Origin of the sequence: Frigoribacterium sp. PhB24 (genome assembly GCF_003755185.1) — a bacterium.
Classification (GTDB): domain Bacteria; phylum Actinomycetota; class Actinomycetes; order Actinomycetales; family Microbacteriaceae; genus Frigoribacterium.
Window position 1 is genome coordinate 744009 of record NZ_RKIC01000009.1, and the last position, 14265, is coordinate 758273.

Consider the following 14265-nt stretch of genomic DNA (forward strand, 5'->3'; position numbering starts at 1 on the left):
ACGATGAGCGGGGCACGGTCGACGATGGGCGGAACGCGATGAGCTGGTGGAGCGACGGCGACGACGCCGACGACGAGCGCGACTACGGCGAGTACGACGAGAGCTCGGTGCGGGTGCGCCCGAACCCCAAGGGCAACAAGCCGCGCACCAAGCAGCGGCCGGCCTACGCGAACGCCGAGGAGGGCGTCGTCTGGACGGTCGACCGTGGCCGCTACGGCGTCCTGATGGACGCGGGCACTCCCGACGAGCGTGAGATCACGACGGCCCGGGCGCGCGAACTCGGCAAGAAGAGCGTCGTGACCGGCGACCGGGTCGGCGTCGTCGGCGACACGAGCGGCTCCGAGGGGTCGCTCGCCCGGATCGTCAAGGTGCACGAGCGGTCCACCCTGTTGCGGCGCAGCGCCGACGACAGCGACGCCGTCGAGCGCGTCATCGTCGCCAACGCCGACCAGATGCTGATCGTCGTGGCCGCGGCCGACCCCGAGCCGCGCCCGCGCCTCGTCGACCGGTACATGGTCGCGGCGTTCGACGCGGGGGTCGAACCGATCCTCTGCATCACGAAGACCGACCTCGCCGACCCGGCGCCGTTCGCGGCGCACTTCTCGTGCTTCGACCTGCGCATCGTCACGACGACGTCGACCTCGTTCGACGAGGTCGCGCCCGGCGGGCAGGTCTCCCCCGCGCTCGACGAGCTGCGTGGTGTCCTCGACGGCCACGTCACGGTCACGGTCGGCCACTCGGGCGTCGGCAAGTCCACCCTCGTGAACGCGCTGACCGGGTCGCGACGCGAGGTGGGCGTGGTCAACGCCGTCACCGGGCGCGGGCGGCACACGTCGTCGTCGACGGTGTCGTTCAAGGTGCCGACGGGCGGCTGGATCGTCGACACCCCGGGTGTGCGGTCGTTCGGGCTCGGGCACGTCGACCCCGAGAACATCCTCAAGTCGTTCGCGGCGCACGCGATCCCGGCCGAGGGCGAACCGGTCGACGGCATCCCTCTGGCCGAGGCCCACGACTGGGAGATCGTCGACCGCGTCGAGGCCGGTGAGCTCGGCGACGTCGGCCGCGAACGGCTCGAGTCGCTGCAGTCGCTGCTCCAGTCCAAGGGCGGCGTGAGCGGTCGGGACCTCGCCGCGGCCGCCGACGACGCCCGCAGCGACGAGCTCGGCTAGCGCACACCCGCGTCGTCCGGCGACGGGCCGGACGTGCGCTGTCGTACCGCGTTCCGTGCAGCACACCGGGACTAGTCGCGGTGCCGTGCACGAAACGCGGTGCGACGAGGCGCAGGAGGCGCGGGTCGAGCCGGCGGACAGGGCGCCGACGAGCAGGGCGGGCTGGGTACGCTGACGGGGTGACCGATGCCGCCGAGCCGACCCGCGCCTCCTCGTCCGAAGCTGTGTATACGCCGTTCCCGTCCTTCGCAACGTGGATGCGGTCCTTCTCGATGGACGAACGACTGTTCGCGACCTTCGCCACCCGTCTGTCGACGGCAAAGGACGGCGCTGACCCCGAGTCATTGAGGGAGGCGATCGAGACCGCGACCAAGTGGGCGGCCATCGACACCGGAGCGATCGAGGGACTCTACGAGGTCGACCGTGGGTTCACGTTCTCGGTCGCGGCAACGGCGGCGGCGTGGGACAACATCCACTTGGCCAAGAATGAGCAGACAGAGCGGGCCATCAAGGACGCGCTCGAGGCCTACGACTTCGTCCTCGACGCGGCGACTCGACGGACGCCGATCTCCGAGATGCTGATCAAGACGATCCACGAGATCATCTGCCGGTCGCAGGACGAGCACTCGGTCGTGACGGCCGTCGGCCTGCAGAAACAGGAGATGCCGAAGGGTGAATACAAGAAGCACGCCAACAGCCCGTTCAACATCGCGACCGAGACGGTACATGCCTACGCATCGGTGCTCGACACACCGCCCGAGATGGCACGACTCATCGCCGAATTGTCGAGTGACGAGTTCGCATCGGCACATCCCGTGGCGCAGGCGTCGTATGCGCACTACGCGTTCGTATGCATCCATCCCTTCGCTGACGGCAACGGCCGGGTGTCTCGTGCACTGGCGTCGATCTACCTCTACCGCCAGCCCGGCGTGCCGCTGGTCATCTTCGCAGACCAGAAAAACCTCTACATCGACGCGCTTGAAGCTGCTGATGTCGGGCAGTTCGGACAGTTCCAGCAGTTCATCGCGGATGCCACGATCGACACGATCCAGTCCGTCGTCGAGCAGTTCAGAAGCAGCAAAGCGAACTCCGAACAAGATGTCCAGGCTCGTCTCCGAGACGCGCTCGTCGGCCCTGGCGGATTGCCTCACGACGAGGTCGATTCGCTGGCCCGTCGCTTGCTGGCCGAGTTTGCTGCTGCCCTGGAAGATGCGTGTACCGCTGCCAACCTCCAAGCACCCCTGGAAGTGACCGTTCAATCCAACGTTCATTACGATCCGACGGCCCTGCCCGAGGGTTATCGGCCTCTGGGCAACAGGTCCAGCCTGATCCTGACCGTCACGAGTGCCGAACCTGCCGGCGCAAGGTTGGAACATTACTTCGCGGCGAGCGTGGCGCGTCCGACGACGACAGGTGCCGACCTAGCCATTCACGACGGTTCTGGCATGCTCGTCGCGGAAGCTTTTGTACGAGATCTGGCTCCGCGCTTGTCTTCCTCCCTTGCCTACCGCCTCGAATTGACTGCGGCACGGCTCGTCGGCGAACTCGTGTCCCGAACTGCTTCTGCTGCCGCTGACACCCTCCGACAGAATGGCTACCTCTGATGGCGGAGAACGACTCCTTAGTGTGGGCGGACGACCTGGCGCTCGCGCTCGAACTGGCCGACCTGGCCGACGCGATCAGCACCGAACGGTACCGGTCGGCCGACCTGCACGTGTCGCTCAAGCCCGACCGGTCGCACGTGACGGACGCCGACCAGGCGGTCGAGCGGGCGATCCGCGAGCGGGTCGCGGCCGCGCGTCCGGACGACACCTTCTACGGCGAGGAGTACGGCCACGACGCCCCCTCGCACCGCCAGTGGGTGGTCGACCCGATCGACGGCACGGCGAACTTCTTGCGCGGAGTGCCGGTCTGGGCGGCGTTGATCTCGCTGGTCGTCGACGGGGTGCCCGTGGTGGGTGTCGTGAGCGCACCGGCCCTCGGGCGGCGCTGGTGGGCGACGCAGGGCGGCGGAGCGTTCTCGACCGAGCACGAGGGGCCGCTGCGGGTGTCGGGCGTGCGCGACCTGGCCGATGCGTCGTTGAGCTTCAACGGGCTCGAGTACTGGATCGACGCCGGGCGCCTGCCGCAGCTGCTCGAGCTGACGAGCCGGGTCTGGCGGACGCGGGCGTACGGCGACTTCTGGTCGTACATGCTCGTCGCCGAGGGCGCGCTCGACGTCGCGGGCGAGTTCGACCTGCAGCCCTACGACATGGCGGCCGTGGCGGTCGTCGTCGAGGAGGCCGGCGGACGGTTCACCAGCGCCGACGGTCGGCCCGGGCCGTGGCACGGCACCGCGATGGCGACGAACGGGCTGCTGCACGAGACCGTCCTCGGGGTCGTGGCCGCGCCTCCTGCCTGACCGGTGTCGGCGTCGGCATCGAGGTTCATCCCTCCGACGGAGGGACACTCAGCCCTGCGCTTATGTTCACGCGACGTCGAGGCGGCTTGACTGGTCGCACGACGTCACCGGCTCCAGCAGGAGCACCGAGCATCTCGGGCAGGGGCGCCAGGGGCTCCGCCGCCCGTCTCCCCGAGACGGGCGGCCGGGCCTCGCCAACCGTCTCGCCGACCGCGCCACCGACCGCCTCACCAGCTAACCGAAGGACCGACCATGTTCGTCACGCCCGCCGTCTCCGTCTCCGCCACCACCAGCACCGCCACCGGTTGGGTCGACCCCGCGTCGATCGCCCTGCCGGGCACGCGTCAGGTCGACGTCACGAGCTACGTCGTCGAGGCCTTCGCCCGCCTCTGACCGCCGACTACGCCCCGGCCGCCTCGCCCACGCGCCCCTTCTTGCGGGCCCGCAGGTCCATCAGCCCGAGCACGAGAGCCACGGCCACCAGGGCGATCGTGACGAAGAAGCCGTTGCGGTAGGCCTCGTGGTAGACGTCGAGGTCCGAGCCCTCGGCTCCCCCGGCCCCGGCGATCACCGAGTAGAACGTCGAGACCGCCGCCGCCGTGCCGATGGCGGTGCCGGCGCGCTGCCCGACCTGGCCCATCGAGCCGGCGACGCCGCCCATCTCGACGGGTACCTCGGCCAGGGTCAGCGTCTGGTTCGGCGAGATGACGAAGCCACCACCCGTGCCGGCGATCAGCATTCCGACGCCCATGGCGTACGGCGTGATCTCGCGCGGGGTGAGCACGGCCGCGAGCAGCAGGGCGACGAAGCCCACCGCCACGAGGACCAGGCCGAGCACGACCAGGCTGCGGCCGAAGCGGTCGACCAGGCGTCCGCCGGAGAAGGCGGCGACGGCGCTGGTCAGGGCGAAGGGGATCGTCACCATGCCGGCGTAGACGGGTTCGAGGCCGAGTCCCTGCTGCAGGTAGAGCGTCGTCAGCAGGAAGGTCGCGGGCAGGGCGCAGAAGTACACCGTGGCGATCAGCGTGCCGTTGCGGTACGACGCGAGCGAGAACAGGCTGAAGTGCACGACCGGTGACTTGCCCCGGGCCTTGTAGCGCTGCTCCCACCAGACGAAGGCGGCGCCGAATCCGACGAAGCCGATCAAGAACAGCCAGCGCAGCGGGTCGTCGCCCTGGCCGGTGGTCAGCACGAACGGCAGCATCAAGGTGAAGATCGTCAGGCCGAGCAGCACGATGCCGAACAGGTCGAGCTCGTTGTGGCCGTTCGAGGCCGTGCGGGTCTTCGGCAGCAGCTTGAGGGCGAAGAAGATGGCGATCAGGCCGAGCGGGATGTTCATCCAGAACAGCAGCCGCCAGCCGTCCTCGGGACCGCCGATCGCGATGAGCAGGCCACCGAGGGTTGGGCCGAACGCCGTGCTGACACCGATGATGGCGCCGAAGAAGCCGAACGCCCGGCCGCGCTCCTTGCCCTGGAAGAGCTGCTGGATGAGGCCCAGCACCTGGGGCATCTGGATGCCTGCGGCGACGCCCTGCAGGATGCGTGCGGCGACGAGCAGTTCGATGGTGGGGGCGAGGGCGCAGAGCAGGCTGGCGATGGTGAACGAGCTCAGGCCGATGACGAACATCATGCGGCGTGACTTGAGGTCGCCGAGGCGGCCGGACGGCACGAGCGACAGGCCGAAGGCGAGCGCGTAACCGGCGACGATCAGCTGCAGCGCGGTGGGCCCGGCGCCGAGCGAGGCCTCGATGCTGGGCAGTCCGACGTTGACCTTCGACAGGTCGAGGATCGTCAGGGCGGCGACGCCGACGCAGACGGCGAACGCGCGCCACTTCTGGCGGTCCTCCTCCGTGCGGTCGGTGGAGGCGGGGCGGGCGGCGTCGGCGCCTCCCGAGGCAGGTGTGTCGGATGTCTTCGTCATGGGATCGTTCCGTCATACACCGTGCACGGCGTGCGGCGACGCGAGCGCCTGTGGGGCGGAGCGGCCCCGGCTGGGCCGACCCGCGCCTCCTGGGCTCTGCCGGTTCAGGGGACCGAGAGCCGAGGAGGCGCGGGGGGCGACGACCGCTAGGCCGCCTTGATCAGGTCGTTCGGGTTGAGGACGTACTTCGTGGCGGCGCCCTGGTCGAACTCGGCGTAGCCGCGCGGGGCGTCCGAGAGGCTGATCGCCTGGGCGTGGACGTTCTTCGCGATGCTCGTGCGGTCGTGGAGGATCGCCATCATCAGCTGCCGGTTGTACTTCATCACCGGGCACTGGCCCGTGGTGAACGACAACGACTTGGCCCAACCGGTGCCGAGGCTGAGCGACAGCGAGCCCTTCTGGGCCGCGGCGTCGACGCCGCCCGGGTCGCCGGTGACGTAGAGCCCCGGGATGCCCATGGCGCCGCCCGCCGCGGTGATGTCCATGAGCGAGTTGAGCACGGTGGCCGGTGCCTCGTCACCCGATCCGCCTCCGTGGCCCTTCGCCTCGAAGCCGACGGCGTCGACCGCGCAGTCGACGAGGGGTTCGCCGAGGATCTGGTCGATCTGCTCGCCCGGTTCGCCCTTGGTCAGGTCGACGGTCTCGCAGCCGAAGCTGCGGGCCTGGGCGAGGCGGTCGGCGTTCATGTCGCCGACGATGACGACGCTGGCACCGAGCAGCAGGGCTCCCGTGGCGGCGGCGAGGCCGACCGGGCCGGCTCCGGCGACGTAGACGGTCGAGCCGACCTCGACGCCCGCGGTGACGGCGCCGTGGAACCCGGTCGGGAAGATGTCGGAGAGCATCGCCAGGTCGAGGATCTTCTCCATGGCCTGGTCGCGGTCGGGAAACTTCAGCAGGTTCCAGTCGGCGTAGGGCACGAGCACGAACTCGGCCTGGCCGCCGACCCAGCCGCCCATGTCGACGTAACCGTAGGCGCTGCCCGGGCGGTCGGGGTTGACGTTGAGGCAGATGCCGGTCTTGCGTTCCTTGCAGTTGCGACAGCGGCCGCAGGCGATGTTGAAGGGCACCGAGACGATGTCGCCGACCTTGATGAACTCGACGTCGGGGCCGACCTCGACGACCTCGCCGGTGATCTCGTGGCCGAGGACGAGATTCGTCGGGGCCGTGGTGCGACCGCGGACCATGTGCTGGTCGGAGCCGCAGATGTTGGTGGCGATCGTGCGCAGGATCGCGCCGTGGTTGACCTTGCGGCCGACGTTCGCGGGGTTGACGCCTGGCCCGTCCTTCAGCTCGAAGGTCGGGTACTCGGTGTCGATGACCTCGACCTGGCCGGGGCCCTTGTAGGCGACCGCGTGATTCGTTGCCATGGTGATCCTCCTTGATCACGTGCGAGCACGGGGCGTGCCCGTCGTCGGCAGGCTATTGCGCGCGGCGGGCGGCACGTTCGAATCCCAGCGAGCGTCCAGGGTGCTCTCTCGACGACGGGTGTCGGGATGCACCCCTCTTCGGGGGCCACTTTTCGGGATCGAACAACATATGTACCCCGTCTGGGCGTCCCGTGTGTGAGTATGGGTTCCGGCGTAGAGCCGTGGGGAGCCATCAGGGTGCCGGGAGGCATGGTCCGCGCGGTGTCTGCCCGGGTACCTGCCACGGTGCTCGCTCCCGATCAGGACAGGAATCCAGCCACGTGGAACTCCGTGACTACATCCGCATTCTCCGCAAGGGCTGGATCTTCATCGCCGCCCTCACGCTCGCCGGCGTCGCCGCGGGAGCCCTCGCCTCGATCCTGGCCACGCCGACCTACGTGTCGTCGACCCGGCTGTTCGTCTCGGTGCAGGCGCAGGACTCGTCGACCACGGGCGACGCGGTCCAGGGCAGCAGCGCGGCTCAGCAGAAGGTGCGGTCGTACGTCGACGTCGTGACGAGCGACGCCGTGCTCGACCCGGTGATCGACCAGCTCGGCCTCGACACGACGGCCGCGGCGCTGGCCGGTCAGATCACCGCCGACTCCCCCCTGAACACCGTCTTGATCAACATCACCGTGACCGACACCGACGCCCAGCGGGCGGCCGACGTCGCCAACGCGGTGGGCACCTCCCTGACCGACGTGGTCGTGAACGAGCTCGAGACGCCCGCGGACGGAGGCGCGAGCCTGGTCAAGATCGCCACGATCGTCCCCGGGTCGGTCGCCTCGGCACCCGCGACCCCCCGCACCGCGCTCAACCTGGGCCTCGGCCTGTTGATCGGCCTGGCCCTCGGCGTCGGAGCCGCCGTGCTGCGCAGCACGCTCGACACCCGCATCCACGGTTCGCACGACGTCGAGCTCGTCACCGACGCGCCCATCGTCGGCGGCATCAGCTACGACCCCGGGGCCAAGAAGCACCCGCTGATCGTGCACGTCGACCCCCGCAACCCGCGCGCCGAGTCGTTCCGCACCCTGCGCACGAACCTGCAGTTCGTCAACGTGGAGTCGGCCAGTCGCTGCTTCGTCGTCACGTCGTCGCTGCCCGGAGAGGGCAAGACGACCACGACGGCCAACCTCGCGGTGGCCCTCGCCGAGACCGGCGCCACCGTCGCCGTCGTGGACGGTGACCTGCGTCTGCCCCGCCTGGCCGACACGCTGGGCCTCGAGGGCGTCGTCGGCTTGACCGACGTGCTGATCGGCCGTGCCGACCTGCAGGACGTGCTGCAGCCCTGGGGGCGCGGCACGATGTACGTGCTGCCGGCCGGCCGCGTTCCCCCGAACCCGAGCGAGCTGCTCGGCTCGAAGGCCATGTCGTCGCTCATCGAGTCGCTCACGACGTCGTTCGACTACGTGTTGATCGACGCGCCTCCGCTGTTGCCGGTCACCGACGCGGCGATCCTCAGCAAGTTGACCGGTGGGGCGATCGTCGTCTCGGCCGCGGGACGCACGACCCGCAACGAGCTGCAGTCGGCGCTACGCAACCTCGAGCACATCGGCAGCCGGGTGCACGGCATCGTGCTGACCATGCTGCCCACCAAGGGACCGGACGCGTACGGGTACGGCAACTACGGCGCGTACTACGGCATGGAGCAGGACGCTCCCGAGGCGGGCGTGGGCGACCTGCCTGTCGCTCCCAAGACGAGCTCACGCTCGGCGAAGTAGGCCCGGGATGTCCTTCGTGATCCCCCGCCCGACGTCGACGACCTTCTCGCTGCTGACCGTCTGCACCGGCAACATCTGTCGATCGCCGTTGGCCGAGCTGTACCTGCGTCGCGGTCTCTCGTCGCTCGACGACGTCACCGTGTCGAGCGCCGGCACGATGGCCGTGGACGACGACGTGATGCCCGACCAGGCCCGGGCCCTGGCCCGGTCGTTCGACCTCGAGCCCGACGAGCACCGGGCGCGCTTCCTGTTCGAACGAGACGTCCGCGACGCCGACCTCGTGATCGCCCTCGCTCGCGAGCACCGCCGGGCCGTGGTCTCGATGCACCCGCGGGCCAGCCGCTACACGTTCACGCTGCGCGAGGCCGCACGCCTCGCCCGAGACGTGACCGACGCCCAGCTGGCCGACGCCCTGCCCTCGGACGCGTCGGCCACCGCCGACCGACTGCGGGCCACCGTCGCCCTGCTGGCCTCGCGCCGGGGTTCGGTCGAGGCCCCGGACGATCCGCTCGACGACGACGTGGTCGACCCGTACCGTCGGTCGGACGAGACGTTCGCCGAATCGGGGCGTCAGCTGGTGCCCGCCGCCGACGTGCTCGTCGACCTGCTGACCCGTGCCGCCGCGCTCGACGGGGGTGGGCGCTGATGCCGGACGCACGTCGCAAGAGGGGCTCGCGAGCCCGGGCCCGCCGCCGCCTGGCCATCGTGGGGATCAGCGCCTTCGTCCTCGTCGACCTCGGTCTCGTCGCGCTCGCGTTGACCCGCGAACCGTCCGGTCTGGCTGCCGACGCGCAGCCTGCGGCCAGCCCGGCTCCCGTCCCGGTCGAGACCACCGCCGAGCCGGAACCCACCGAGACGCCGACCGCCGTGGCCGAGGCCGTGCCCCCCACCCGCCTGCTGTCGGCGGTCGACGCCGACACCGCCTGGCGGGCCGAGGCGGGCACGTGCACGCCCGGCACGCCGGGGACGACCCCGACGCTCGAACTGACCACGTCGGCGGGCGATGCCTGGGCACCCTCGTCGGTGTCGACGACCGGCTCGCCCGCAGGCGTCGACAGGCTCCAGGCGACGGACGCCGCGAGCGCCTTCGTCGTCGGACCGTCCGGCTCGACATGCACGCCGGCGTTCTCGCAGACCTTCTCCGGCGGTGCCGAGTACCGGAACTACCCCGAGCGTCTGGCGGCGTCATGGTACGTCGCGCGGACCGCTCCGGACGTCGTGCACTCCCCGTCGGGCGACCACGAGGCGCCGTGTCCGGCCGTCGTCGACCTCGCGGTCGTCAGCGACGCCCAGGCCGGGGTGCTCTGCAGCGATCGACGGTTCTTCCGCACGGGTGACGGCGCGAGCACCTGGGACGCGGGCACCGTCGTCGACGGCGCCGTCGCGGTCACCGCGGTGTCGGGCCGCTTCCTCGTGGCCTCGGTCGGCGCGGTCGACTGCGACGGGACCGCCGTCGACTCGCCGGCGACGACCGCGGGGGCGACCTCGACCCGTGTCGGGTGTGCTCCGGCGTCGTCCGACACCCCGGGATCGGTGGCCCTGTCCGGTGGCGGAGGCTCGGTGTGGCTGTGGGCGGGCGACGACGTGCTCGTGTCGGCCGACGGCGGGGTGACCTGGTGATCGATCGCTTCATGGCGTCACCTGCACGCCGCACCGGCCTGCAGGTCGTGCTCGACGCGGTCTCGTGGTTCGTCGCAATCGTCTTCGCGGTGTCTCTGCGGTACGACTTCTCCTATGAGACCGTGACGTGGGGTGCGGTCTTCGGCGTCGCCGCCGTCACCGTCCTGCTCGGCGCAGCCCTGGGCTACGTCACCGGCCTCTATCGCCGTCGGTTCGTCCCGGGCAGCTTCGCGGAGGTGCGAGCGATCATGAGAGTCGTGGTCGTGACCGGACTCGTCGTGGGAGTTCCGGTGCTGGTGATCGGCACGCAGATCATGCTGGCGCGCAGCACGATGTTCATCGCCGTGCCGGTCGCGTTCGTCTTCATGGGAGCGCTGCGTTACGTGGCTCGTCTCTACGTCGACGGTCAGCACCGTCCTGGTGAGGACGCCCAGCCGACCCTTCTCTTCGGCGCGGGCCGTCTGGCGAACCACCTCATCCGGCGGATGCTGACCGACCCCGACTCGCCGTACCTCCCGGTCGGCCTGATCGACGACGACCCCACGCGGGCGGCTCTGCGCATCGAGGGCGTCCGCGTCCTCGGCACCCGGCACGACCTGGTCGCCGCGGCCGAGCGCAGCGGCGCGAAGGCCATCATCGTCGGCATCGCCAAGGCCGACGCCCCTCTGCTGCAGGACATCACCGATCGAGCGGCCGAGGCCGGTCTGCGCGTGATGGTGCTGCCCCTGCTCGACGAGATCCTCGAGGGCAAGTCGCGACTCGGCGACGTGCGCGACATCGCGATCGAGGACATCATCGGACGTCACCCGGTCGACACGCAGGTCGAGTCGATCGCGGGCTATCTCGCCGGCAAACGCGTGCTCGTCACCGGGGCCGGTGGATCGATCGGCAGCGAGCTGTGCCGTCAGATCGCCAAGTTCGGGCCGGCCGAGCTGATCATGCTCGACCGTGACGAGACCGGGCTGCAGCAGTCGCAGCTGTCGATCTCGGGCAACGGCCTGCTCGACACGAAAGAGGTCGTGCTGGCCGACATCAGGGACCCGGAGGCGCTGCGAGCGATCTTCGCGGACCGTCGGCCCGAGGTGGTCTTCCACGCGGCCGCGCTGAAGCACCTGCCGATGCTCGAGCAGTATCCCGACGAGGCCTGGAAGACCAACGTGCTGGGCACGCAGAACGTGCTCGACGCGAGCAAGGCAGTCGGCGTCACGACGTTCGTCAACATCTCGACCGACAAGGCCGCGAACCCGACGAGCGTGCTCGGCCACTCGAAGCGTCTCGCCGAGCGGTTGACCGCCTGGGCGGCGGACGAGACCGGCGCCCGCTACCTGTCGGTGCGGTTCGGCAACGTCCTCGGCAGCCGGGGGTCGATGCTGCCGGTGTTCACCTCGCTGATCGAAGCCGGTGGTCCACTGACCATCACGCATCCCGACGTGACGCGGTTCTTCATGACGATCCCCGAGGCGTGCCATCTGGTCGTCCAGGCCGGTGGCATCGGCGCCCCCAGCGAGGTGCTGATCCTCGACATGGGCGAGCCGGTGAAGATCCTCGACATCGCCGAACGCATGATCGCCATGTCGGGCCGCGACATCGGCATCGTCTACACCGGCCTGCGCGAGGGCGAGAAGATGCATGAGGAGCTCGTCGGCCTCGGCGAGAGCGACAACCGCCCCGTTCACCCGAAGATCTCGCACACGACCGTGCCGGCTCTGCACCCGTCGCAGCTCGACGGTGTGCACGCCGACGTGGGCCCGTGGACCGCCGCTCTCGCACTGAACTCGACACAGGAAGTCCCGGAGTGACAGAACGCATCTACATGAGCTCGCCCGACGTCGGCGAGCTCGAGGAGCAGGCCGTCGTCGCCGCCATGCGCGGAGGGTGGATCGCCCCGCTCGGCCCCGACGTCGACGGCTTCGAGCGCGACGTGGCCGCGCGCGTGGGAGTCGACCACGGTGTCGCGCTCAGCTCGGGCACCGCAGCACTGCACGTCGCCCTGGTCGCCTGGGGTGTCGGGCCGGGCGACGTGGTCCCGACGTCCACGATGACCTTCGCGGCTACGGCGAATGCCATCGCGTACACGGGCGCGACGCCCTACTTTGTCGACTGCGACCCGGAGACGGGCAACATCGACCCCGGCCTCCTCGGTGAGGTCCTCGACGAACTCCGAGCCGAAGGAGCTCGCGTCCCCGTCGTCGTGCCCGTCGATCTGCTGGGCAAGGCCGTGGACTACACGAGCATCCTCGAGCTCGCGGACGAGCACGGATCACGCGTGCTGTCCGACGCGGCAGAATCGCTCGGCGCGACCCACGTCGGCCGTGCCGCGGGGTCGTTCGGTGACGCATCGGTGGTGTCGTTCAACGGCAACAAGATCATGACGACCTCCGGCGGGGGCATGTTGCTCACCGACGACGGGGATCTCGCGACACGGGTGCGATACCTGTCGACCCAAGCGCGGCAGCCCGTCACCCACTACGAGCACACCGAGATCGGCTACAACTACCGTCTCAGCAACCTGCTCGCGGCACTGGGCCGAGCCCAGCTCTCCCGGCTGGACGACATGATCGCTCGCCGACGCGCCGTTCGCGATCGCTACCGGGCCTTCTTCGCCGGCATCGACGGCGTCGAGTTGTTCGGGGCAACCGACGACGCAGGTGACAACTGCTGGTTGACATCGATCCTCGTCGACGAGTCCACGACCGGTTACAGCACCGCCGAGATCTCCCGGGTCCTTGCCGAAGACCAGATCGAGTCACGACCGCTCTGGAAGCCGATGCACCTCCAGCCCGTCTTCGAGGGTGCCCGGCAGCGGACCAACGGTGCGTCCGAGTCCTTGTTTCGGCGGGGGCTCACTCTCCCGAGTGGCTCAGCACTCTCCGAGGCCGAGGTGGATCGCGTTCTCGCCGCGCTCTCAATCGTCATGGGAGAGGCCGGCGGGCGTGCCTGAGCTCGCGTCCTTCGAAGTCCTCGATCGTCGTGAGCCCGAACAACTCGCGGCCTGGCTGAGCGCCTGGGCCGCGAGTGACGACGCGGACCCGTTCGGCCACCCCACACACGTCGACCTCTTCGCCGGCCCGAGCGACGCCGCTCACTGCGCCGTGTTCACCTGGAACGGCGGCTCGATCTTGCTGCCCTTCGTCCTCCGTGCCATCGACGGCACCAGGCATCGCGACGTGACGTCGGCCTATGGCTACGGCGGCCCGTTCACGAGCGGCGAGGTCACGATGGACCGCTGGCGCGACTTCTGGGCCGGCTTCGCCGCATGGTGCACCGGCCAGGGCGTCGTGTCGGAGTTCCTCCGGTTCAGCACGTCCCCGGACCCACTTGACATCGCCTACCCCGGGCAGCTGCACCACCGATCGACGACGGTCGTCCGCACTCTCGACCTGGAGCCCGACGCTCTATGGATGGACTTCGAGCACAAGGTACGGAAGAGCGTCAACAAGGCCCGTCGATCGGGGGTCGAGATCAGCGTCGACACCGAGGGAGAACGCCTCGAGGAGTTTCTCGCCATCTACGAGGGCACGATGGAACGTCGCGGTGCGCACGAGCGCTATCTCTTCGGGCGACGCTTCTTTGAGCGCATCCGCGACGAGATGAGCGGCTCCTTTGTCTTCTTCCACGCCGACGTCGACGGCACCTTAGTGTCAACAGAGCTCGTCTTGACCGGGCGAAACAGGCTCTATTCCTACCTCGGAGGCTCCGATGAATCGGCTTTCGCCCTCCGTCCTAACGACCTGCTTAAACACAGCGTAATGACCTGGGGCATGGCCAGGGGCGCCACAGAATTTGTCCTGGGAGGCGGTGCAGCACCAGGAGACGGCATCGAGCGCTACAAGCTCTCGTTCGCGTCTGACGGGGCCCACAAATTTTTTACGGGTCAAAGGATCGTTGACTCCCGAGCCTACGATCGCTTGGCGGCGCAGCGAGCCATCACAGACACATCCTTCTTTCCGGCATACCGTGCGGAGCAACAATGAAGATACGAATGCTTGTCGGGGGGCGCCCTAGCGTCTCCCCAGATGAAATTGAG

General features: G+C 69.4%; 12 protein-coding genes. 10 read left to right on the top strand and 2 right to left on the bottom strand.

Annotation, left to right across the window (positions count from 1 at the left end):
• Positions 1–38 precede the first annotated feature (38 nt).
• The 4 genes from rsgA (at position 39) to EDF50_RS16555 (ending at position 3963) form a co-directional block, all read left to right on the top strand.
• Positions 39–1169, top strand: a complete 1131-nt coding sequence (rsgA, locus tag EDF50_RS04015; RefSeq protein ID WP_123518223.1) for a ribosome small subunit-dependent GTPase A — start codon at positions 39–41, stop codon at positions 1167–1169.
• 179 nt (positions 1170–1348) lie between these two features.
• Positions 1349–2773, top strand: a complete 1425-nt coding sequence (locus tag EDF50_RS04020) for a Fic family protein (RefSeq protein ID WP_123518224.1) — start codon at positions 1349–1351, stop codon at positions 2771–2773.
• Positions 2773–3570: an inositol monophosphatase family protein gene (locus EDF50_RS04025; protein WP_123518225.1), complete on the top strand. Its 798-nt coding sequence runs from the start codon at positions 2773–2775 to the stop codon at positions 3568–3570. The genes EDF50_RS04020 and EDF50_RS04025 overlap by 1 nt, the downstream gene beginning before the upstream one ends.
• 252 nt (positions 3571–3822) lie before the next feature.
• On the top strand, positions 3823–3963 hold the full coding sequence (locus EDF50_RS16555; protein ID WP_158612618.1) for a hypothetical protein: 141 nt from the start codon (positions 3823–3825) through the stop codon (positions 3961–3963).
• A gap of 7 nt (positions 3964–3970) precedes the next feature.
• Here EDF50_RS16555 and EDF50_RS04030 read toward each other — a convergent pair whose 3' ends face one another.
• Both EDF50_RS04030 and fdhA read right to left on the bottom strand, forming a co-directional pair.
• Positions 3971–5491, bottom strand: a complete 1521-nt coding sequence (locus tag EDF50_RS04030; protein ID WP_123518226.1) for an MFS transporter — start codon at positions 5489–5491, stop codon at positions 3971–3973.
• A gap of 146 nt (positions 5492–5637) precedes the next feature.
• On the bottom strand, positions 5638–6858 hold the full coding sequence (gene fdhA, locus EDF50_RS04035) for a formaldehyde dehydrogenase, glutathione-independent (RefSeq protein ID WP_123518227.1): 1221 nt from the start codon (positions 6856–6858) through the stop codon (positions 5638–5640).
• A 320-nt stretch (positions 6859–7178) separates the two neighbouring features.
• Between fdhA and EDF50_RS04040 the strand changes: the two genes are divergently transcribed.
• Genes EDF50_RS04040 through EDF50_RS04065 form a run of 6 tightly spaced genes read left to right on the top strand, consistent with a single transcriptional unit; the run spans position 7179 to position 14212 of the window.
• A complete protein-coding gene (locus EDF50_RS04040; protein ID WP_123518228.1) occupies positions 7179–8618 on the top strand; it encodes a polysaccharide biosynthesis tyrosine autokinase in 1440 nt (479 codons plus the stop codon).
• 7 nt (positions 8619–8625) lie between these two features.
• The gene (locus tag EDF50_RS04045; RefSeq protein WP_123518229.1) at positions 8626–9264 is read left to right on the top strand and encodes a low molecular weight phosphatase family protein; all 639 of its coding nucleotides are present in this window, start codon (positions 8626–8628) and stop codon (positions 9262–9264) included.
• Entirely contained in the window at positions 9264–10238 is a 975-nt protein-coding gene (locus tag EDF50_RS04050) for a hypothetical protein (protein ID WP_123518230.1), read from the top strand. Before EDF50_RS04045 ends, EDF50_RS04050 begins: the two co-directional genes overlap by 1 nt.
• 11 nt (positions 10239–10249) lie before the next feature.
• A complete protein-coding gene (locus EDF50_RS04055; protein WP_123518443.1) occupies positions 10250–12037 on the top strand; it encodes a nucleoside-diphosphate sugar epimerase/dehydratase in 1788 nt (595 codons plus the stop codon).
• Entirely contained in the window at positions 12034–13179 is a 1146-nt protein-coding gene (locus tag EDF50_RS04060) for a DegT/DnrJ/EryC1/StrS aminotransferase family protein (RefSeq protein ID WP_233570297.1), read from the top strand. Before EDF50_RS04055 ends, EDF50_RS04060 begins: the two co-directional genes overlap by 4 nt.
• Positions 13172–14212 (top strand): GNAT family N-acetyltransferase, encoded by a 1041-nt coding sequence (locus tag EDF50_RS04065; RefSeq protein ID WP_123518231.1) that lies wholly within the window; start codon positions 13172–13174, stop codon positions 14210–14212. Before EDF50_RS04060 ends, EDF50_RS04065 begins: the two co-directional genes overlap by 8 nt.
• The last annotated feature ends 53 nt before the right edge of the window (positions 14213–14265 follow it).

Excerpts from the sequence above, each read along its gene's own strand:
- EDF50_RS04050 (WP_123518230.1), top strand. The coding sequence starts at position 9,264 with ATGCCGGACGCACGTCGCAAGAGGGGCTCGCGAGCCCGGGCCCGCCGC.
- EDF50_RS16555 (WP_158612618.1), top strand. The coding sequence starts at position 3,823 with ATGTTCGTCACGCCCGCCGTCTCCGTCTCCGCCACCACCAGCACCGCC.
- rsgA (WP_123518223.1), top strand. The coding sequence starts at position 39 with ATGAGCTGGTGGAGCGACGGCGACGACGCCGACGACGAGCGCGACTAC.
- fdhA (WP_123518227.1), bottom strand. The coding sequence starts at position 6,858 with ATGGCAACGAATCACGCGGTCGCCTACAAGGGCCCCGGCCAGGTCGAG.
- EDF50_RS04030 (WP_123518226.1), bottom strand. The coding sequence starts at position 5,491 with ATGACGAAGACATCCGACACACCTGCCTCGGGAGGCGCCGACGCCGCC.
- EDF50_RS04025 (WP_123518225.1), top strand. The coding sequence starts at position 2,773 with ATGGCGGAGAACGACTCCTTAGTGTGGGCGGACGACCTGGCGCTCGCG.
- EDF50_RS04045 (WP_123518229.1), top strand. The coding sequence starts at position 8,626 with ATGTCCTTCGTGATCCCCCGCCCGACGTCGACGACCTTCTCGCTGCTG.
- EDF50_RS04055 (WP_123518443.1), top strand. The coding sequence starts at position 10,250 with ATGGCGTCACCTGCACGCCGCACCGGCCTGCAGGTCGTGCTCGACGCG.